The 20,974-nt window shown below is 61.5% G+C and carries 19 protein-coding genes; 11 read left to right on the forward strand and 8 right to left on the reverse strand.

Annotation, left to right across the window (positions count from 1 at the left end):
* Positions 1 to 77: 77 nt before the first annotated feature.
* The 4 genes from LOKO_RS15795 to LOKO_RS15810 all read right to left on the reverse strand — a co-directional run bounded on the left by LOKO_RS15795 (position 78) and on the right by LOKO_RS15810 (position 3,087).
* Positions 78 to 311, reverse strand: coding sequence for a hypothetical protein (locus tag LOKO_RS15795; RefSeq protein ID WP_066451529.1), 234 nt, complete (start codon positions 309 to 311; stop codon positions 78 to 80).
* Between the two features lie 206 nt (positions 312 to 517).
* Complete coding sequence (locus tag LOKO_RS15800) at positions 518 to 1,375, reverse strand: diguanylate cyclase (protein WP_066451531.1); 858 nt, start codon at positions 1,373 to 1,375, stop codon at positions 518 to 520.
* Between the two features lie 706 nt (positions 1,376 to 2,081).
* On the reverse strand, positions 2,082 to 2,408 hold the full coding sequence (locus LOKO_RS15805) for a septal ring lytic transglycosylase RlpA family protein (RefSeq protein ID WP_066452405.1): 327 nt from the start codon (positions 2,406 to 2,408) through the stop codon (positions 2,082 to 2,084).
* A 367-nt stretch (positions 2,409 to 2,775) separates the two neighbouring features.
* Positions 2,776 to 3,087, reverse strand: a complete 312-nt coding sequence (locus LOKO_RS15810; RefSeq protein WP_066451533.1) for a hypothetical protein — start codon at positions 3,085 to 3,087, stop codon at positions 2,776 to 2,778.
* A gap of 581 nt (positions 3,088 to 3,668) precedes the next feature.
* Here LOKO_RS15810 and LOKO_RS15815 point away from each other — a divergent pair.
* Entirely contained in the window at positions 3,669 to 7,322 is a 3,654-nt protein-coding gene (locus tag LOKO_RS15815; RefSeq protein WP_083517628.1) for an AsmA family protein, read from the forward strand.
* 33 nt (positions 7,323 to 7,355) lie between these two features.
* On the opposite strand, the gene LOKO_RS15820 is transcribed toward LOKO_RS15815, so the two are convergent.
* Complete coding sequence (locus LOKO_RS15820) at positions 7,356 to 8,357, reverse strand: NADP-dependent oxidoreductase (RefSeq protein WP_066451537.1); 1,002 nt, start codon at positions 8,355 to 8,357, stop codon at positions 7,356 to 7,358.
* Positions 8,358 to 8,467: 110 nt separating this feature from the next.
* Positions 8,468 to 9,340, reverse strand: coding sequence for a LysR family transcriptional regulator ArgP (locus LOKO_RS15825; RefSeq protein WP_066451540.1), 873 nt, complete (start codon positions 9,338 to 9,340; stop codon positions 8,468 to 8,470).
* Positions 9,341 to 9,480: 140 nt separating this feature from the next.
* Between LOKO_RS15825 and LOKO_RS15830 the strand changes: the two genes are divergently transcribed.
* Complete coding sequence (locus LOKO_RS15830) at positions 9,481 to 10,086, forward strand: LysE/ArgO family amino acid transporter (protein WP_066451542.1); 606 nt, start codon at positions 9,481 to 9,483, stop codon at positions 10,084 to 10,086.
* 5 nt (positions 10,087 to 10,091) lie between these two features.
* Here the strand turns inward: LOKO_RS15830 and LOKO_RS15835 are convergent, their stop codons facing one another.
* Positions 10,092 to 10,448 (reverse strand): hypothetical protein, encoded by a 357-nt coding sequence (locus LOKO_RS15835; protein ID WP_066451544.1) that lies wholly within the window; start codon positions 10,446 to 10,448, stop codon positions 10,092 to 10,094.
* 365 nt (positions 10,449 to 10,813) lie between these two features.
* Here LOKO_RS15835 and LOKO_RS15840 point away from each other — a divergent pair, with 365 nt between their 5' ends.
* The 3 genes from LOKO_RS15840 to LOKO_RS15850 all read left to right on the forward strand — a co-directional run bounded on the left by LOKO_RS15840 (position 10,814) and on the right by LOKO_RS15850 (position 14,498).
* Positions 10,814 to 11,896: a GGDEF domain-containing protein gene (locus LOKO_RS15840; RefSeq protein WP_066451546.1), complete on the forward strand. Its 1,083-nt coding sequence runs from the start codon at positions 10,814 to 10,816 to the stop codon at positions 11,894 to 11,896.
* Between the two features lie 244 nt (positions 11,897 to 12,140).
* Positions 12,141 to 13,583, forward strand: a complete 1,443-nt coding sequence (gene dbpA, locus LOKO_RS15845; RefSeq protein WP_066451548.1) for an ATP-dependent RNA helicase DbpA — start codon at positions 12,141 to 12,143, stop codon at positions 13,581 to 13,583.
* Positions 13,584 to 13,631: 48 nt separating this feature from the next.
* Complete coding sequence (locus LOKO_RS15850) at positions 13,632 to 14,498, forward strand: PA4780 family RIO1-like protein kinase (RefSeq protein ID WP_066451550.1); 867 nt, start codon at positions 13,632 to 13,634, stop codon at positions 14,496 to 14,498.
* 171 nt (positions 14,499 to 14,669) lie between these two features.
* Here LOKO_RS15850 and LOKO_RS15855 read toward each other — a convergent pair whose 3' ends face one another.
* Positions 14,670 to 14,858, reverse strand: a complete 189-nt coding sequence (locus LOKO_RS15855) for a DUF3008 family protein (RefSeq protein WP_066451551.1) — start codon at positions 14,856 to 14,858, stop codon at positions 14,670 to 14,672.
* A gap of 401 nt (positions 14,859 to 15,259) precedes the next feature.
* Between LOKO_RS15855 and LOKO_RS15860 the strand changes: the two genes are divergently transcribed.
* The 6 genes from LOKO_RS15860 (at position 15,260) to LOKO_RS15885 (ending at position 20,974) form a co-directional block, all read left to right on the forward strand.
* Complete coding sequence (locus LOKO_RS15860) at positions 15,260 to 16,567, forward strand: putative bifunctional diguanylate cyclase/phosphodiesterase (protein ID WP_066451552.1); 1,308 nt, start codon at positions 15,260 to 15,262, stop codon at positions 16,565 to 16,567.
* A 125-nt stretch (positions 16,568 to 16,692) separates the two neighbouring features.
* Positions 16,693 to 16,905 (forward strand): tautomerase family protein, encoded by a 213-nt coding sequence (locus LOKO_RS15865; protein WP_316935495.1) that lies wholly within the window; start codon positions 16,693 to 16,695, stop codon positions 16,903 to 16,905.
* A gap of 38 nt (positions 16,906 to 16,943) precedes the next feature.
* Positions 16,944 to 17,177, forward strand: a complete 234-nt coding sequence (locus LOKO_RS15870; RefSeq protein ID WP_066451555.1) for a hypothetical protein — start codon at positions 16,944 to 16,946, stop codon at positions 17,175 to 17,177.
* A gap of 101 nt (positions 17,178 to 17,278) precedes the next feature.
* Positions 17,279 to 18,037, forward strand: a complete 759-nt coding sequence (locus LOKO_RS15875; protein WP_066451558.1) for a creatininase family protein — start codon at positions 17,279 to 17,281, stop codon at positions 18,035 to 18,037.
* A gap of 129 nt (positions 18,038 to 18,166) precedes the next feature.
* Entirely contained in the window at positions 18,167 to 20,134 is a 1,968-nt protein-coding gene (gene ftsH / locus LOKO_RS15880) for an ATP-dependent zinc metalloprotease FtsH (RefSeq protein ID WP_201025334.1), read from the forward strand.
* A 3-nt stretch (positions 20,135 to 20,137) separates the two neighbouring features.
* On the forward strand, positions 20,138 to 20,974 hold the full coding sequence (locus LOKO_RS15885) for an alpha/beta hydrolase (protein ID WP_066451564.1): 837 nt from the start codon (positions 20,138 to 20,140) through the stop codon (positions 20,972 to 20,974).

Genomic DNA, 20,974 nt, shown 5'->3' on the forward strand with positions numbered 1-20,974 from the left:
CAGGGTGTCATTCCAGCCAACGCTGCGACGGGCCGGATGAGAGCATCTGGCCCACTATGCTATGGACTGGGCCTGGGTCACTCGCCGCGTTCCCTGCCCTGCTTTCCCTGGGCGATCAGCTCATCGGCGAGCGCGCGTGCGGCCAAGGCGAATTCCACCCGGGCCGCCGACAGCGCGCCCATATCCTTGGAGCTGGCGTTTCTCTCCAGGTCATCAAGCACTAGCTTGGCCTGTACCAGCCGTTGCTCCAGGTTGTCGTGCTGCAAAGGGCCATGGGGCGACAGCTCACTTGCCCTACTCAAGTTGTTCATTTTTTTCTCCAACGCCACTGCCTGCCGGGGGACATCCGAGGCTGTCGCGATCCATCGCCGGCCTTGTACGTCATTTGCTAATCGGGATATCGGAAGGCAGGAGGAAAACTTGAGCCTTGGAGGGATCAATGGCAGTCAAATCCTGCCATTGAGGACGGTGATGTGGAGGAGGGTCGTAGAGGGAGGGGGGCTACCTTGTCAGGGGGTCAGCCGATGGCTTCCCTTTGCGTGAGCAAACGTATTTGAGGAACGGTACAGGTTTGATTGCGACCGTTTGCTTTAGCGGTATAAAGCCCTTCGTCGGCCTGCTGAATCAGTGCATGAGGATCGAGATGGCGGGTGGGCATGACAGTGGATACCCCTATGCTTACCGTCACTTCGTTCCCCACCGGAGAGGCGTGAAAGGCGATACCGCGCTCCGCCAGAAGTGCTTGAATGCGCTGAGCCAGCGCCTTTGCACCTTCGAGGTCGGTGCGAGGGACGAGGATGACCATCTCCTCGCCGCCATATCGAGCCAGCAAGTCACCGGGGCGGTTGCTCGCTTGGTTGAGTACGGCTGTCACTTCCTGAAGGCAGCGGTCGCCCTGCAGGTGTCCATAGGTATCGTTGAAAATCTTGAAGTGGTCGACATCAATCATCAGCAGGCTGAGGGGTTGGTGTTCTCGTGCGGAACGGCCCCATTCCAGCTTCAGTACACGCTCGAACTCGCGGCGGTTGGCGATGCCCAGCAGGCCATCGCGGGTGGCCTGCTGATGTAGCTCGTTATTCAGGGCTTCGAGCACCGCCTGGGACTCCACGAGCTGGGTCTCGCGCGCCCGGGCGTCGCGCAGCAGGGGTAGGAAAAGCGCCGGGGGGAGAGCACCCCCGCCAAGAAACGATACCAGTATCAGGCCGGTGTGTATCGCGCCGGGTGCCATGCCAGTCGGGAAGGTGGTGCGAACGAGGGTCTGTTGCGGTAGCAGGCTGTTGATGGCCAAGATGGCAGCGATGATAATCGTGCCTGCAAGGAGGCACGGCAATAGGTTGGGGCTAATGTACAGGGAGTACTTGGGCTTTATATGCATACGTGGCGTCCGTTCCAAAGTCTGGTCTCGCAATGCTGAGTAGAGCTTTTCGGTGATGCGCCGTGCCTGCTTTTCGTTGCTGCTGGGAGCAAAAAAAAGGCCGCAGAGCGGCCCAAGTACGCAGGGAACTAAAGGATCTAGCTGACCGTCAGCGAGCCGACGTGACGGGCAGCTGAGAATAGGGGGGAGGCCTCCTTGCCGGGATACATCCCGTATACACCATTCCCTGGCGATTTTTCCTTGGCTGCATCCTTCCTTGCCTGGGCAAGGGCCTCCTGAACGGGTTGGTCATGGTGTGCTACCTGATTTCCCCGATCATCTTGCTACTGGTAAGGTAATGCGATAAAGGTGCCATAAAAAATAATAGCCATAAAAAACAAATTGTTATTGCAGATTTTTTTTAATGAGGACTTCAGCTTGACTGATAGAGGCTTCCTGAAGGCTCCGATCTGTTGCTGATCGCCGACAGTTATAGCGGGATAATAAAACTATCCCTGTAAATCAATGGCTTGTTGTGTCGCTATAATGCGACTGCTGTGGAGTGGGCGAGAGAGATTGGCGGCGACCGCCTGCGTGAGCGGGGATGTTCTCACGGGAGTCGTGCAGGCGTCAGGCACTGCTGGCCCGGCCGACCTCAGCAAGCGCTAGGTTGAGGAAAAGTAATAGCCGGGAGATGTGCTTTAGTGATGTTGGCGAGAAGACACCTTCACTCGACGGAGGTAATGAGCACCGGTGCTGTCCCCCGGTTGATCATGCCCAGTTCCCGGGCGGCGCGCTTCGAAAGGTCGATGATGCGTCCCTGTACGAAGGGACCGCGGTCGTTGATCAGGACTGTGACCTCGCGCCCGTTGTCCGGGCGGGTTACCACAACCTCGGTGCCGAATGGCAGGCTCGGGTGGGCTGCGGTCAGGGCCTGCTGGTCGAAGGGCTCACCGCTGGCGGTCGTTTGACCCTGGAAGCGGTCGCTGTAGAAGGATGCGATGCCCTCATCGATCAGCTCCGTCGTTTCATGGGCCGCTGCCTTGGAAATCATCAGCAGGCCTATCAGACCAACGGTCAAAATCAGGCGAGTTTGTGTCGCCATGTTTCACCTCGTGACTACTGCATCGCGCCGCATGATCGTATCCCACGGTCAGGCGCCATGATCAGTGATGGAGGACGCGTGGCTCATGCTGCACCAGCCTCGCACTCGTCTCAAGCCAGCCCCCAGGCATCTGTTGCCCACCGGGAATCGGTATCCATATGTCACCGGTGGGTTTCCATATGGTACAAGATCGCCGACGTTAACAGGGGTTGCCGGCAGGATGGTAGCCGTATTGCCGGCCGAGGGCAACCCGATACGAAAACACCCTATTGGGCCAGGGGCCTAATAGGGTGTGGTAGCAACCCGAACGTCAACCTCAGGAAGGGTAATCTTCCTTGTACAGCTCGGCCTTTGCGTCACGCATGACGTCTTCACAAGCTGCTTGCTGGGCGAGCTGAGTGAGTAGGCCCTGGGTGACTTCGAAGCCTTTTCCCAGGCAGGTATCGATGTCCTGGCGACTCACATGGGGTGTTACGTTGCAGTCGATCTTGATCGTCCTTCCGCTGCCATCCAGCTTATCTGCGAGCTGTCGCAGTCGCCAAGCGATACGCTCTTTCCAGCTTGACGCTTCTTCCACGCCTTCATATACGCTAAACGTGCATTGCCACTCAGGTTTATAGATTTTCATATGAAACCTCCGGGCTGGCTTGGAAAATTGGTCGATCGTGTTTTCTGCTCCACATGAGAATGGTAGTACGTTGTCACTATATACCCTTTAAGCCGTCAATAAACTGCAAAGATTCGGAAACACCACCATGGTGGCAGTTTCCGAGCACGGCCTGCCCTGATACTGGAAGGCGCCGCGCAATCGGCGCCTGCCTGAGCGCTAGTGAGTGTGGCGGCCTGTGGCAGCCTGAGCGCAAGCCAGGGGGGCTGTGCTTGCCATTGACAAGTAGTCGGCCAGGGCATCGAAGGCGGTTTGCTGTAGCTGTGCCTGAGTGGCCCAGAATTGAAGCACTTCGGCTTCGTATGGCTGGTTTTTCTGCGTTGCGATATTCATCATGCCGGCCCTCCTTAAGGGACTTCATAAACCAGCCTAGGCGCTTTATTGCTGCAATGCAGCATTCTTTTTGTAACTGTCGGACCTGCTCTTTTTGTAACGGTCAGACTATCAAGGTGCCTGGCTCGTGATACCCAGAGCCACCTGCCGCGGCCGCTGGCATTTGATCTCCTTGCCGTCCCGGTTGGACTGTTGCCGCTTCTCTGTCCATGGTTAAGGGTATCGGCGAGGCCAGGGATGGAAATGTGAACAGGGCGGCCCGAATAACAGGTGTTGCGCTTCTAGGCGTAGTGCTGATGCTGGTGGTAGCGGTCGTGCTGCTGCTGGAATCATCGTGGATGCGCGCATGGCTGGAGCGGCAGGCCAGCCAGCAGCTCGGCCGTGAAGTCGAAATTGTCGACCATGGCATCGGCTGGGGAACGCCGATCACGCTGCAGCTCGAGGAGGTGCGCATCGCCAGTGCCGAGTGGGCTGAAGCGGAGCCGCTGGCCCGCATGTACGAGCTGTCGATCACCCTGAATGTTCTCGCCTTGCTGCAGGGTAGGCTGGAGCTGGACCACATCGCCATCGACCAGCCCGTATTGCACCTGATCCGTCGGGAGGATGGCTCAAGCAACTGGGATGAGCTTTTCAATGGCGGTGACCCGGAGCAGGAGAGAGAGGAGGATGAGCCTCTTTGGCCCGGGGAGTTCAGTATCGGCCAGGGGCACCTGGTCTACCGCGATGCTGCCCTGGATCTACAGCTCGATGCCGTTTTTCAGACGCCGGGAGCCGAGATAACCGAGGGGCTGAGCCTGGAGGTGTGGGGCGATGGCCGCTTCAGGGAGGACGAGCTGGAGTATCAAGGGTTGGTTCATTATCTGCGGGAGGAAGATTATCTTCACGTCGAGTCCATGCAGGGGCGGGTCGGTCGCGACCTCTTCTCCGGTGCCCTTGAACTGGACCTCGACCTGGCTGTGCTTTCCCTCGAGGCACGTCTCGATATGTTAGAGCTGGACCTGGAGCGCTGGGTTGACGACGCGGTGGCGCCTCCCTTTCCCGGCCCTGAATGGGAGCAGGAGCTGGCCGAGGTTTTGGCGATGCTGGAGGAGTACGAAGCGAACCTCGACATTGCGGTGGAGGAGCTTCGCTACGGCGATCAGGTCCTGTACGAATTGATTCTTCAGGGTTGGGCCAATGAGGAAAGTGTCGTCATCGAGCAACTTCAGGCCCTGCAGCAACTGGGGGATGACGCGTCGCCGCGTAAGCTCGTCGCGGAGGGCCGGGTCGGACTCCATGAGGAACGACCGGTAGCAGACGTGGCGGTACAGTTCGAACGCTTTGACCTGAGCGCAGCGCTGGCGCCACTGGGCCTGGGCGAGCTGGGCATCATCGACGGCAGGGTCAATGCCTTGCTGCGTGAAGGGACGCTCCTGCTGGATGATACCGTCCTGGACTATCGCGCACCGGCCTGGGGGCTGGCGCTTGAGTTACGGGCCGAGGCGCGCGAGGTCGACCATGCTGACAGGGCGGCGGTACGATTGGCCGGGAGTGGCTCTTATGAGGGACGGCCGGTCGAGTACGACCTGACGGTGGGGCCAGTCGATCTCGCCGAGGAGTCGCCTAACTACCCGCTTATCGGTCGGGTACGTACGGGAGACACCGTGCTGCAGATGGACGGGCGACTGGTGCGACCCTTCGAGCTCGAGGCCATTGAAGGGCACGCTCGCCTCGAGGGCCCCACGCCCGAGGAGTTCGCGGCTTTCTTCGGCGCCGAACTGCCAACACTGCCTCCCTACTGGCTTGAAGCCTTCCTGCGCTACAGCGATAACGTCCTTACGCTCGATGATGCGCAGGGACGCATTGATGAACTGGATCTCACGGGCGACCTGGCAGTGGATTTCGGCCGCGACGTGACGCACATCGAGACCCGTATTCACGCCGATGAGCTGGACCTGGATCGCTGGGAGCCGCTGGACCAGACCGCGGCCGACGATTCGGCATGGAATGACCTGGGGCCGGGGCAGGACTGGGACCGGGATCTGGCCGAATCACTGAAGGGGCTCGATGGGTATGACGCCAGATTTGATCTGGCTTTCGATCGGCTGATCCATGATGACCAGGTATTGCATGACGTTGCGCTGGAAGGGAGTGTCGAGGGGCCGCGGCTCATCGTTACGCATTTTCATGCGCTGCAGGAGGAGGCGCGAGGCCAGCAGGGGAGGCTGTCCCTGGAGGGCTGGGCTGAGGAGCGGGATCAGCGGCTGGCGGCGGAGGTGTCAGCGCAGCTTGACCAGCTCAATCTCGACGTGGCGCTGGCGCCGTTGGGCCTTGGCGAAGTGGGCATCCTGTCTGGTCGAATCAACCTGACCGTGGCAGAGGGAGGCTTGCGGTTCGAAAATACCGCATTGGACTATCTCGCCCCCCAGTGGGATCTGGCCCTCTCCCTTCGGGCCGACTCGGTGGAGGGGGGCGACACCCCCGGCGTTCACCTGGTTGGTGATGGCACCTACGACCAGACACCGTTTGGCTATGACCTGATCGTGGGACCACTGCTTGGCCTGGCTGTCGACGAGACGCCCTATCCGGTGAGCGGTGAGCTGAATACCGGTGACACTCGGCTTCACCTCAATGGCAGTGTGGTCAGGCCTTTCGAGCTGGAGTCGTTGGAAGGGGATGCACGGCTAGCTGGCCCCACGCCGGCAGAGCTGAACGAGTTGATCGACATTGGTCTTCCGGACCTGCCCCCCTATGAAGTGGCCGGCTATCTGCGCTACAGCGGCGATCTCCTCAACCTGGATGGCATGGAAGGGCGCGTCGGAGACAGCGATGTGGCGGGTGACGTGCGTTTCCATCTTGGTGAGCGCAACCAGGTATGGGCCACGCTCACTTCCGAGCGAGTCGATGTGGATGAGCTGTTGGGTATCGAACCGGAAGACGGGCCGGAAGCTGAGGTGACTTCGGAGCAGGAGTCCTGGATCGAGGATGTGGCGGGACATCGACGGGTGTTCCCCGACAGAGAGTGGAACCTGGAGGCGCTGCGTGCTACCGATGTCGTGCTCGACTACCGGGCCGGCGCGATTCACTCCCGGTATGCACCGCTCAATGACCTGAGCCTCGATCTCGAGCTGGAGCAGGGTGTGATGACCGTCTCGCCGCTGCGGGTGGGGCTCGGTGGCGGCCAGGTCTATGCGGCCTGGGTCCTGGACGCGCATCAGGGGACCATCGTGGGTGAGATGCAGTTGGAGATAACCCAGGTAAACCTCGCCGCGCTGCTGGACGATGCGGGGCTTCCCGATGTGGCCGAAGATACCCTCGGTATCATTGGCGGTCATGGTAAATTCGATTTTCGCGGCCGCTCGATGGCCGAGCTCATGGCCGGGCTGGATGGTGATCTGGAGCTGGCAATGTCCCAGGGTTGGTTGGATATCATTGCTGCGGAGCTAATGCCCTTGAATGTTGCCAATGCCCTGGTGGAGGCGCTGGCTGGGGAGGGTGAGCTGGTGCGTCTGGAGTGCAGCTATGTTCACTTCCAGGCCGATGATGGTCTGGTTACCCTGGAGAACTTCTTCATGGCCACTGAAATCGCTCACTTCGTCGGCGCCGGCGCGATGAGCCTTGCGACCGAGGAGGTGGACATGGCATTCGAAGGGCACAACAGGGACGTCACGCTGTTCACGGCCAATACGCCGGTCAAGCTGGTGGGACCGCTGAGCAACCTGGAGGTGGAGGTAGTGACCCCTGAACTGCTCACGCGAGGCGTGCTATCTGCACTTGGCGCCCTGGTTGCGCCGCCGCTGGCGGTCCTGCCATGGATCGATCCAGGCGGCGGCGAGGATGTGGGAATGGGCTGTGCGGAGGCGCTGTCGCGATATCACGACTAGCCCATCACGGGCGGGGCGCCTTTCACGCAGTTATTACTGAAGGCGTACCAGCATCTTGCCCTTGTTGGCCCCTTCGAAGAGCTTCAAAAAGGCGTCTGGCGTGCGCTCCAGGCCCTCCTCGACCGTCTGTTCATAGTCGATCTCGCCCTTGGTGACCAGCGGGCCCACTTCCTCAAGGAAATGCGGATACTCGGTCCAGTGGTCGAAGATGATGAAGCCCTGCATGCGGATCCGGCGGATCAGGATCATGGCGAGGTTGCCGGGGGCGGTGCTGGGCTTCTCGGCGTTGTAGTCGGCAATCAGGCCGCACACCGCTATGCGCGCGCCAACGCGCAGGTTGTTCAGCGCCGCTTCCAGGCAGATGCCGCCCACATTTTCGTAGTAGACGTCAAAGCCGGCGGGGCAGGCCTCCTTGAGGTCGGCACTCAGCTGCTGAGCATCCTTGTCGCGGTAGCTGACGGCGGTGATACCGATCGACTCCAGCCAGGCGAGCTTTTCCGGAGCACCGGCGATGCCCACCACGGTGCCTCCCCTGGCCTTGGCCAGTTGGACCGCCAGCGAGCCCACGGCACCGCTGGCGGCACTGACCAGGACATTGTCGCCTTCACGGATCTTGGCGATTAGATTGAGGCCGGACCAGGCGGTCATGCCCGGCATGCCGAGAACCCCAAGATAGGCTTCTTCGGGTACCTCTATTTCCGGCAGCGGTTCGATGATGTCGGCCTTCAGCTGCGCGATATCCCGCCAGCCGGCCATGTGGCGAACCTTGTCGCCCTGCTTGAAGCGGGCGTCCCGCGACTCGATGACCTCACCCACAGCCGCACCCTCTAGCGGCTCATTGAGTTCGAATGGATCGATATAGGTCTTCACCCCGCTCATCCGGCCGCGCATATAGGGGTCAACCGACAGCCAGGTGTTGCGAATTCTCACTTCGCCATCCTGCAACGGAGGCAGTTCGGTGCTGTGCAGCTCGAATAGCTCGCGTTGCGGCGTGCCTTGTGGATAGTCCGTGATGGTGAAATAGCGTGACTGCATGGGCGTACTCCTTCGCATGTTCGGCTACGGCGCTGCAATCGCTTTGCAGTGCAGGCAGTCTAGATAGCCGGCCGGGATCTGGCGAACCCGGCGCCCGCCATGCTGCGTCACTATTTCAGACTGACCTCGGCAAGCGCGTGGGTCAGACGTTCCAGTAACGCGCCGCTATGGCGCCAGAAATGCCAGTAGAGTGGTACAGACAGCGACTCACCTGGTGCAATGCTGGCCAGCTTGCCTTCAGCCATCAGGGCGTCTGCCTGCATCATTCGCGGGATCATGCCGTAGCCCATGCCGGCAAGCGCCAGGCGCACGAAACCTTCCGAAGAGGGGCACAGGTGATAGGGAAAGCTGCCGTGATAGCCGTATTGGGCCAGGAAGCGATGTTGAAGCTGGTCATGGGGGCCGAAGACGATGGCGGGAGCCTGGGCGAAGGCGTCGGCGGACGGGCCGTGGGGGAAGTGGCAGGCGATATAGTCCGACGTGGCCAGGGGATGGTAGGCCATCTCGCCAAGGGGGATGCAGCGGGCCCCCGCAATGGGCTGGGGGCTGGCGCACAGGCAGGCGGCGACGTCGCCGTCACGCAGTCGCTTGAGCCCCACGTCCTGATCCTCGACCACCAGGTCGAGCAACAGGCCTTCCGTTCGGCATAGCTCGCCCACGGCGTCGGCCCACCAGGTCACCAGGCTGTCGGCGTTGATTGCGATACGCAGCCTGGGAGCGGACTCCTCCAGCGTCGGCAGGGTGGTGCGCAGGTCTCGCTCGAGCAGCTGCACCTGCTGGTAGTGATTGAGTAGCCGCTGGCCGGCGGGGGTGGGGTGAAGTTCGGGGTGGCGGATCAGTACCGGCTGACCCAGGCGGACCTCAAGCGACTTGATGCGCTGGGAAACCGCTGATTGCGAAAGGCCCATGGCGTCACCGGCTCGTTCGAACCCGCCGCACTCGATGACCGTGGCCAGGGCCTGAAGCAGTTTGTAGTCCAGCATGGGGTTCTCGCTATTCTTGGCACTCGCCATTAGAAAAACTGATGCATAATTAGCAGTATGATTTTTCAGTATATCGTTTTGTCTTTATGCTTGCCGCATTCGAGCTGGATATTCCGAGCAGAAATTGAGGAGGGCAGGCGATGCTGGAGAGTTATCTCACCGGGCTGATTGTTTGTGGCGGGATCATCATCGCCATCGGCGCCCAGAATGCCTATGTACTGGGCCTGGCGGTCAGGCGAGAGCATCACTGGTGGTCGGCCGGGCTCTGCATGGGGACCGATGTGGTATTGCTGACGGCAGGCATGTTCGGTGTCAGCGCCATCCTGTTGACCATGCCGAATGCCATGGAGGCGATGCGTTGGTTGGGCGTGGCGTTTCTCTCATGGCTCGCCGCCCAGGCGTTCTATCGCGCCACTACCGGGCGACAGGCGCTGACGGCTTCCAGGGCTGGCGGGCGCAGTCTGAAGCATGTGCTGTTCGCCACCCTGGCGGTGACGATTCTCAATCCGCAGGTCTACCTGGATACCCTGCTGTTGATACCTGCCATCGGCGCCCAGCAGGAGAGTGCGACGACCTTCGTGGCCGGCGCCAGCACTGCATCAATCCTGTGGTTCAGCCTGCTGGCCTGGGGCGGTGCGCTGCTGTCGCCATGGCTCTCTCGCCCCCTGGCCTGGCGCCTCATCGATGTGGTGATCGGGCTGATGATGGCTGCGGTAGCGCTCCATCTGGCCCGCAACGGGGTATAGCAGACTCAGTCGAGAGCCGCTTCGTGCCATGCCTGGTGGCCGCAGCTCAGGCAGTGATAGAACGCTTCGAAACCAGTATTGGCATCCGCCGACTCACGCATCGTGCCCTTTTGGTAGGTAAAGGAACGCAGCGCACAGACTGGGCAGCGGATCTCTCCATGGAGAGGCGTGATGGCAGGCCCCTTTCCCGGGCGGGGTGGGGCAGGCGGCTGTGCTGCAACTTCAGGCGCCAACGCGTCGACATCGGCGCTCAACTTGGCCGCAAGCTGGCGTGCCGCTTCGGCCTGTTCGCCTCCCGCCAGGTTTGCCAGCTTCCTGATTCCTTCCTTGATGGCATCCAACCGGGATGTGGTGTCGGCCATGGGCGCTCTCCTGCTGGTGGGTGAGACGTGTCACTGCTGCGTTATATCAGCATAGCCCCATCACTCGCGAGTCGGCGGCAGGGCTATTTGCCACCCGTGGCCTATTCCCAACAACGTGCATGAAGGGGTGGATTCTTATATTGGAGCCGGACCTAAACCAGGGTGAAGGTCACCAGTTGTTGCATTATGTAAAGCCCGACGATTGAATCGAAGTATGATGAGCCTTTGCTAGACTGAATGATCGTGGCGACAAACTTCACAAAGAGGCGTGAAGCATGGAGAGGACGTACAGTGTCACGAGTCGCCAGGAAGGCGACGGGACGCCTGGGTCGAGAAGCGCGGCGGCGGCATACTGGCGAGACCTGATGACGTCCGGCGGGCGCACCTGCGAGGATTGCCCGCACTATCTTCGCATTACTCTTCTTAACCTGGCTGGAGCGGCCAGCATCATCGTCTGGGGAGTTTTCCTGTCGCTGACGCTGCTCGGTGTGCTGGAAGCCTCGCTTTGGCGCATGGTGTTTCATGTCGCTGGCCTGTTGGTCTCTGTCAGCGTCATCGTCGGTTTGCGCCGGGGAGGCTCGATTGCGGCAGTCACTCATGTGGCCCACGCCTTTCTCTTCATCAGCCTGCTGGGGTTGCCCATCCTCCGGGCCGATAACCCCTTGGCCATGTCGCTGCCGTTGATCTACCCGGCCATGGCATTCCTGCTGCTCGGTGACATACGCAAGGGAGTTGCCGGCACGCTATTGATGACCGCCGGTCTCAATATTGCCCTGGCGCTGGGAGCAGGACCCGAGCTACGCGATAGCACCATGCTGCTCGATGGGGCCTTGACCCTCACGGCCGGGATGTCGTTCCAGGCCGTGGTCTTGGCGCTGTACGTACATCATCGTCAGCAGGTCTTGGCACGTCTGCGTGCGGTCGGTGAACAACTCTCGATTCAAGCCAACCGCGATTCGCTGACGGGGCTTCACAATCGCCGCGCTTTTATCGAAGACCTGGAGCGTGAGCTGCGGCGCCGCGATTGTGATGATCGTCAACTGGCCTTCCTGATTTTGGATATCGATGGCTTCAAGGCCTACAACGACCGGTACGGGCATCCGCAGGGCGATGCTCTGCTCAAGCGGCTGGCCAGTGTGATGCGGGAGGTGTTCAGTCGCCAGGAGGATATCCTGCTGCGTCTGGGCGGCGAGGAGTTCGGCATCATCTTTCGCAGCGAGGACGAAGCCCAGGCCGAGGAGATGACCACCCACCTGCTATCAGTCATCGAGGAGCTCGGGGAACCGGCGCCCGACGGACCCTGTGATAGCGTTACCGTTTCCGCCGGGCTCTATCTGGTAGAACCCGGCAGTGGTGTTGACGCGGACCATGTCTACCGGCGGGCAGACGAGGCACTTTACCGTGCCAAGGCCGCCGGTAAGGCATGCTGGCACCGTGCCTCTCGCTGAGGGGCTGACCAGCGTCAATCGCCGGGGCCATGAGACGTAAAGCGCTACATGGTGGCGATCCATGGCTGCAGGTTGGCGCTGTGAACGCACAGTGCAGTATGCGGTCGCATCGGGAATGCCGGTGGCATGACGGCATTTCTTGATGCTTTCTGCTATTCTGTGCGCCTTCGATTACGACCCTCACGGCCCTTGCTTCGCGGCTCTCGCCTTCGCTTGTTCCTCAGGCTCCCACTCATTTTTCAGGATGACTGCAGTGTCCGATTCCGTTCCCGACTCCGACTCTCCTGGCGAGGCCGCCTTCGCGTCGCTTTCGCTGCCGCCGGAGCTGCTTGGCAACCTGGGGTCCCTTGGCTATCACACCATGACGCCGATCCAGGCTGCCAGCCTGCCAGCGATGCTGGCGGGGCGAGATGTCGTCGCCCAGGCGAAGACCGGTTCGGGCAAGACGGCGGCCTTCGGCCTGGGATTGCTCACGCGGCTTACGGTATCGAGCTTCAGCGTCCAGGCGCTGGTGCTGTGTCCCACCCGGGAGCTGGCCGACCAGGTGGCCGGTGAGATCCGCCGTCTCGCGCGGGCGCTGCCCAATATCAAGGTGCTGACTCTGTGCGGCGGGGCGCCCCTGGGACCGCAGCTCAATTCGCTCGCCCACGGGGCCCATGTCGTGGTCGGCACGCCGGGGCGGGTCGAGGAGCACCTGCGCAAGGGCTCGTTGAACCTGGCAACACTGGACACCCTGGTGCTCGACGAAGCCGATCGCATGCTCGACATGGGGTTCCAGGCCGCGCTGGAGGCGATCATCGGCGAGACGCCAACGAGTCGGCAGACACTGATGTTCAGCGCCACCGGACTGCAGGGCGAGGGCGCGGAGGGGGTTCGTGCCATTGCCGAGGGGTTCCTGCGTGACCCGGTGAACGTGGCGGTGAGCGAGACCCATGACGAGACCAGTATTCGCGAGCATTTCTACCGGCTGGGTGACGAGTCGGAGCGCTTCGAGGCGCTGCGCCTGCTGTTGCAGCATCATCGTCCGCAATCCAGCGTGGTGTTCTGCAATACCAAGCGTGAGACCGACGAGGTGGCCGAGGCCCTGGACCAGGCCGGTTTCAGCGCCTTGGCGCTACATGGCGACCTCGAACAGCGCGACCGCGATCGTCTGCTGATATTATTTGCCAACAAGAGCGCGTCGATACTGGTGGCCACCGACGTGGCAGCCCGGGGGCTGGATATCGACGCCCTGGATGCGGTATTCAATTACCGTATCGCCCGCGAACTCGAGGTGCATGTGCACCGGGTGGGCCGTACCGGCCGGGCCGGCAGCTCCGGTGTGGCCTGCACCCTGGTCAGCGAGCAGGAGGCTTATCGCCTGGAGCGACTCGGCGCGTTTCTCGAGCAACAGCTGGTGATGGAGGCGCTGCCCTCCCGCCGAGCCCTGTCAGGTGAGCCCATGGCACCGCCCATGGCCACGCTGCAGCTCGACGGGGGCAAGAAGCAGAAGGTGCGTCCGGGGGATATCCTGGGTGCCCTGACCGGGGATGGCGGTATCCGGGGTGACCAGGTTGGCAAGATCAAGGTGCTGGAGCGCAGCGCCTATGTGGCCGTGCAGCGCGAGGTCGCCAAGGCGGCGCTTGCGCAGTTGAGCGCGGGAAAACTCAAGGGGCGTTCGTTTCGCGCCCGGCGCGTCAGCCGCTGACATGCAGCAGGGCGATACGCTCGTAAGGCGATAGGCCAAAGTGGTGATATGAAAATACCCAAGCGATTACAACCGCTGGTTGAAGACGGCATGGTCGACGAAGTCGTCGCCCAGCTGATGAGCGGCAAGGAAGCTCAGGTCTATGTGGTGCGTGCCGGCGGTGAACTTCGCTGCGCCAAGGTCTTCAAGGAGGCCAAGCAGCGCAGTTTCAAGCAGGCCGTGCAGTATCAGGAAGGCCGCAAGGTGCGCAACAGCCGCCAGGGCCGGGCGATGGCCAAGAAGACCCGCTATGGGCAGAAGGAGCAGGAGCAGGCCTGGCTGAATGCCGAGGTGGATGCGCTCTATCGGCTTGCGGCGGCGGAGGTGAGGGTGCCCAAGCCGTTCGGCTTCGTCGACGGCGTGCTGCTGATGGAGATGATCACCGACGCCGAGGGCTTTGCCGCTCCGCGCCTGGACGACGTCACCCTTACCGCCGAACAGGCCCGTACTTATTATGCCAAGGTCATCGGCGACGTGGTGCGTATGCTGTGCGCGGGCCTGATTCATGGGGACCTCTCCGAGTTCAATGTGCTGCTGGCGACCGACGGCCCGGTGATCATCGATCTGCCACAGGCGGTGGATGCCGCCGGCAACAACAGCGCCGAAATGATGCTGGAGCGGGACGTCAACAACATGCGCGCCTACTTCGGGCGCTACGCGCCGGAGCTGCTCAATACCGACTACGGCAAGGAGATCTGGGCGCTCTATGAGGCGGGTGAGCTGCATCCCGAGAGCCGGTTGACCGGCTGTTTTGCCTACGACACCACTGCAGTGGATGTCGATGATCTGCTGGCGGTGATCGAAGATGCCCGGGAAGAGCAGGATGAGCATCTGGCAATGCTGGCCCGCAACGAGCAGGGTGACGAGGAGGACTGAGTCGCCACCCACGCCCTCCCCAAGCGGCTGACACCCGGGGAGGGCTGCTGAAGTATCCTGGTCCAGGCAATACGCTTCGCGCAGGTCTTCAGTTAATGCTCAGAACTAGCTCCACGCTCAGGTCTTGGCCCATGCTCAGGTCTTGGCCCATGCTCAGGTCTTGGCCCAAGCTCAGGACTTGGTATTGTGCTTCGGCTTGTTCTTCCGCTTGGCCGACGCTATTTTTTCCAGCTCCTGCTCATCCATTGATTCATACATCTGCTTCGCGGCGCCATCGAGTTCGCTGACTCTCTTTTCCCCGCGCTTGGCGGAAAGCGCGGCGCCGGCCGCCATTTGCTGGGCCTGGGACTTGGCTGGCATCTTTCTCTCCTTATGAAACAATTCCTGCTACCATTACCCTAGAAGTTTAATGGTAGAGTTGCCATGACAGCATGTAACCCAATGCTTCGTAATGATGAAAAAAGGGAGCGTGGCGCCTGCAAAAATAGTGCTTTTGTTTTTTTTACACTGTTTTCATTTCACATTCGAAAGGCTGGGTTTGTTAATTAAAGTATTCGTTAAATCCGATGGTAGCAGGCAGTGTTTGACGCTCTTGTTCAGAGCGTGATATTGAGGAGCGGTATCGTAACAAAACACGTAAATCCTACGTGAAACAACCATAAGAGTGATCCGATTTAAGAGGGTGAGCCACTTTGTTGTGCAACCCTAATATAAAAGGATCGAATGCTTTTGCTGATCATGCACAGGAGAACGGATTTCTCATGCAGCAGTCCAGCCCTCGATTTCAGCCTCATGTCCCGATGGTGTCCGCCCCTGCCTGCCACGATGAGCTTACCGGCCTGACGACTCGCAAGGTCGGGGCACAGCAGCTGGAGATGCAGATTGCCGCCGCCCCCGAGGGGGATAGGGTGGCCGTTCTGCATATCGATGTGGACCAGTTGAAGGAGGTCAACCACTCGCTGGGCTTGGAATTGGGCGATATCTATCTGCAGCGGATAGCCCGGCGCATCCGGCACTGCCTGGTCGATGGCGAAATAGTCAGCCGCCTCGGAAGTGACGAGATCCTTGTGGTGGTACCCGGCATTCGGCAGCCAGAAGAGGTCTCGGCCATCGTCGAGCGTCTGCTTGACCGGGCCGGGCAACCCATCGAACTGGCTGGGCAGACGGTGCTTGCCAGCTGTTGCATCGGAGCCAGCCTCTTTCCTGATCACGGCCGTACGGTCAATGAGCTGATGCGTCATGCCAACCTGGCCCGATGCCAGGCCCAGCGTCTCGGTCGGCGTCGGTACCAGCTCTTTACGCCGGAGCTGCTGGATGATGATTTCGACTATTGTGCCTTGCGATCGGCGTTTCAAGGGGCGCTTGATCGAGGTGAGCTGGAGTTGCTTTACCGCCCGATGCTCTGTGCGCGAAGCGGCCAGGTCGTGGCGGTCTCGGCGCTGCCCCGCTGGCGCTCGGCCCGCTTCGGGGGCCTGGAGCCGGAGCGCTGGATGGCTGCGGCCGCGGATAATGGCCAGCTAGCCGATATCTGCCTGTGGGTTCTGGAGAACGCCTGCCAACATGCGAGTTCCTGGTTCGAGGTAGGAGTCGGACTGAGGGTCGTGGTGCATGTCTCGATCGCAGGCCTGCTCGATGGTGGCTTTCTCGAGCGGGTCGATTTGGCACTTGGCAGGAGCGGACTGCCCCCCGAACTGCTGGAGATCGAGGTGACGGAGGGTGGTCTGATGCAAGACATCCATGGTGCTGTGACGCTATTCGAACAGCTCAAGGCAAAGGGGGTGCGCCTGTCCGTGGATGGTTTCGGCAGCGGATACACGGTTCTTGGCCACCTGAGCCGTTTGCCCGTCGGGACACTGAAACTCAGCGAGCTGTTCATTCACGAATGCCTCGACAATCCCCGCCACCAGGCGATCATTCGTGCTGTCATCGGCATGGCGCATGCATTGGACATCGAGGTCGTGGCCAATGGCATCAGCACCCGACAGCAGGCGGATTTCCTGCGCCAGCAGGGCTGTGACCTGCTGCAGGGTAGCCTATGGGCGCGCATGGAGTATCTCCACACGCGCTGAGCCGGTGAATATTTGAATAACGAGCGGTCGCGCATTGTTCCGTTGCCGACGGGAACGACGGCTGCTGCCGTGCCGCAGTCCTTGATGGTTGCGAAAAGGCGTGTTTCGGCTGAGTATACAAGGCTTTGTTTCCGCAGGAGCCGACGATGCCCATCGTGACTATTCAGCAGTTTCCCCGTGACCTGGAGCAGAAGCGTGAGCTGGCGCGCCGTATCACCGAGGCCTTTACCGAGGTCTATGACGTGAAACCGGAAAGCGTTCAGCTTTTCTTCAGCGAGGTGGACGGCGAGAGCTGGGCGAAGGGTGGCGTGATGGGATGCGACAACACTCCCGGCTGAGCCCTATACACCATGACCGGATACAGGCAGTTCGTACCATGATCAGGCAAGAACAGAGAGAGTGGATCCAGGGACACCTGGAAGAGATAGTCACGGCAGTCCTCACTGCCTTCTTCACGGCACTGATGTTTCGTGTCGGATTGGGAATGCTGTTTTCTATCGTCACCGGGCTGGCCCTGGCTTATGGCATTCGCCTCATTGCCATGCGCCGGGTGGTGGCGTCGATTCGGCGGCGCATCCCCTGGCTGAGGGGGCCGACGAGCCCGGCCTGAGCAGGGGGGGCGTCGCCTGGGGGAGGGCGGCAGGCAAGCGTTGGTGGCGGTGGCCGTCATAATTGTCGACACTGGGTTGCAGACAGCCCAAGGAGACAGACATGAAGCTGCAGCACGCCACCTGGCAGGAAGTGGAAGACTACCTGCAACGCGCCAGCGGGATCATCATTCCCATCGGTTCCACCGAACAGCATGGCCCCAATGGCCTGCTTGGCACCGATGCGATCTGCCCCGAGAGCGTTGCCTGGGAGCTGGGAGCGCGCCACGATGTGCTGGTGGGGCCGACCCAGAGCATCGGCATGGCGCAGCACCACCTGGCTTTTCCCGGTAGCATCAGCCTGCGCCCCAGCACCTTGATCGCGGTGCTGCGCGATACCGTGACTTCCCTGGTACGTCATGGCTTCACCCATGTTTTCTTTCTTAATGGACATGGCGGCAATATCGCCACCGTCAACGCGGCCTTCGCCGAGATCTACTCCGGGCGAAGTCTGCGTAGCGATGGCCAGTCGTCAGGTGCGCTCCATCTCGCCTTGAACAACTGGTTCGCCGGCCCGCGGGTGCGTGAGCTGGCCCAGTCGCTCTACGGTGATGCGGAAGGGGGCCATGCCACGGCATCAGAGGTGTCGCTCTCCTGGTTCGCTCGCCCCGAGGCGGTCAAGGATGTCGCCATGTCACCCCGTATCGCGCCCTCGGGCAGTGCCCAGTGCGATGCCGAAGAGTTTCGTCGTCGCTTCCCCGATGGTCGTATGGGCTCGGACCCGTCACTGTCGCGTATCGAGCATGGTGAGCGCTTCCAGGCCGCGGCGGTCGAGGATACCTGGGACGCGTACCGGGCCTTCCTTGGCGAGGGCCTGCAATAGTCAGGCCTTTACCTGCTTTCATCACCCTTCTGTCCAGTTCTCCCTTTGTGAGAAGCCGAGCCGGTGACCTTGCAAAGGCTGCTGGGGATTGCCATGGTCAGGGTGACATTCATGATCGATGGATCTGTCATGAAGCGATGGAAACAGGGGGCGTCATCCAATGACCGTTCCGATTGGGACAGGAGTGAGCGCCAGCCGCGCTCGCCTCTAGATCTGGATTCGGGACCTGACGGCGGCCAGATGCAGCGGCCTCAGCGTCCGCAGTGGCTGCTGTTTCTCTGGTTTGCGATCGGTATCTTGCTGGTCTTTCATTTCCTCGATGCGGCCGAGCAGCATCAGGCTCAGGTCGAGCTGACCTATTCCGAGTTCATCGAAGCTATCGAGCAGGGGCATGTGGATGAGGTGACGCTGCGTGGCCAGTCGATCGAGGGGCGCTTCACCGAGGCGGGCCAGGAAGCTCAGGAGGCCGAAGGCGTGGAGTCCTTCGAGACCACTCGCCCGGACGTAGAGGGGGAGCGGCTTCTCGAGCGCCTGGAGGCCAATCAGGTACACATTTCCGCCAGGCCGGTGGACCCTCCCTGGTGGCAGCGCGTCCTGATAGGGGCGCTTCCGTGGATTCTGATCCTGGGCCTGCTGTTCTGGTTCTGGAGCCGGATGCAGCAGCGCACCATGTCGGGCGGTGGCTTCTTCAGCATGGGCAAGTCGGGGGCTCGCCAGATCCGCAGTGAGGAGAGCCGGGTAAGGCTCGCCGATGTGGCGGGCTCGGAGAATGCCAAGCAGGAAGTCATGGAAGTGGTCGATTTCCTCAAGGAGCCGACACGCTTTCTCGACCTGGGGGCGAAGATCCCGCGCGGTATCCTGATGATGGGGCCGCCGGGTACCGGCAAGACGCTGATGGCCCGCGCCGTTGCCGGCGAAGCCGAGGTGCCCTTCTTCAGCATCAGTGGCTCGGAGTTTATCGAGATGTTCGTCGGCGTAGGGGCTTCTCGCGTGCGTGACCTGTTCAAGCAGGCCAAGGAGCAGGCACCGGCGGTAATTTTCATTGACGAGCTCGACTCGATTGGCCGCTCACGTGGCGCCGGCATGGGCGGAGGACATGATGAACGCGAGCAGACGCTGAACCAGATTCTCGCGGAAATGGATGGTTTCGAGGTGGAGGAGTCAGTGGTGGTGCTGGCGGCCACCAACCGGCCGGACGTGCTGGACTCGGCGCTGCTGAGGCCGGGGCGCTTCGATCGCAAGATCACCCTGGAGAACCCTCATCGTGACGCGCGGCAGCGCATCCTCGAGGTGCATACCCGGAAGATGCCGCTGGCGGCGGATGTCGATCTCGAGCGGCTGGCCGAGATCACCATCGGTTTCTCCGGTGCCGACCTGGCCAACCTGACCAATGAAGCCGCCCTGCTGGCGGGCCGGCGTGAGCAGCAGGAGGTGGATTGGAGCTGCTTCGCCGACGCGCGTGATCGCCTGTTGTTGGGTGAGACCAAGGACACCGGGCTATCCAGAGAGGAGCGGCGCATCGTCGCCTACCATGAGGCGGGCCATGCGCTGCTGGCGTATCTGCTGCCCAAGGCCGATCCACTGGAAAAGGTCACTGTGCTGCCCCGCGGTCGGGCGCTGGGGGTAACCGCCCAGGTACCGGATGAGGAGCGCTACAACCAGGGTGAGGCCTACCTGCGTGATCGCATTACCGTCATGTTCGGTGGCCGCCTGGCCGAATCCATCGTTTTCGATGAGGTAAGCAGTGGTGCGGAGAACGATCTGGAGCAGGCGACCCGGCTTGCACGAAGGATGGTGGGACGCTGGGGCATGAGCGAGCGCATCGGGCCTGTGATGTTTTCCGAGAGCCAGGAGCATGTCTTTCTCGGCAAGGAGATGGCCCAGTCCCGTGAACACAGCGAGGCCATGGCCGGGCTGGTCGACGAGGAGGTCCAGCGTTTGCTGATGGAGTTGGAAGCCCACGGGCGCCGGCATCTCGAGCGGAACCGCGAGGCGCTGGTTGCGTTGGCGGAGGCACTCGAGAAGCGCGAAACGCTGGACGCCGACGAAATCCGTGAGGTGCTTGACGGCCTGGTGCCTGGCGGGCAGGGAGGCTAGCGAATGCTGCGTATCCTCGTTTCGCTGGCGGCGATCTATGCCATCGTGGTGGCTCTGGCCTGGTTCTTCCAGGATCGCCTGCTCTACCTGCCGCACATGGGGCGGGAGCACGTCGGAACGCCGGCGGACCGTGGCATGGCGTGGGAGCCGGTCGATCTCGAGACAGAAGATGGGCTGACGCTGGATGCTTGGTGGATACCGGCCGATGAAGCGCGCGGCAGCCTGCTGTTCTTTCACGGCAATGCCGGCAATATCTCCCATCGCCTGGATTCGATTCGCCAGTTCAACCGGCTCGGCCTGTCGGTGCTGATCGTCGACTATCGGGGCTATGGCCGCAGCGAAGGCAGTCCGTCTGAAGCCGGCACGGCCAGGGATGCCCGGGCCAGCTGGCGTTGGCTGGTCGAGGAGGCCGAGGTTCCGGCCGAGGAGATCGTACTGTTCGGGCGCTCGCTGGGGGCTGCCGTGGCGGCGGAACTGGCCGCCGGGCTGGCGCCCGACGTGAGCCCGGCTGCGGTGGTCCTGGAGTCACCCTTCCGCTCGGTACCGTCGCTGGGCCAGAGCCTGTACCCGTTCCTGCCGGTACGCTGGCTGGCAAACCTGGAATACGATACCGAGACCTATGTGACCCGGTTCACGGCTCCGCTGCTGGTGATCCACAGCCGTGAGGATGAGATCATCCCCTTCTCCCAGGGCGAGGCGGTCTTCGAGGCGGCCAATGATCCCAAGGAGCTGCTGGTGATTCGAGGAGGCCACAACACCGGGTTCCTCGACAGCGAACCCGAGTACTCCGAGGGCATCGACGCCTTCCTGGAGGAGCTGGCCGGCCTGCAACGGCATTGA

The organism is Halomonas chromatireducens (genome assembly GCF_001545155.1).
In the GTDB taxonomy this organism is placed as follows: domain Bacteria; phylum Pseudomonadota; class Gammaproteobacteria; order Pseudomonadales; family Halomonadaceae; genus Halomonas; species Halomonas chromatireducens.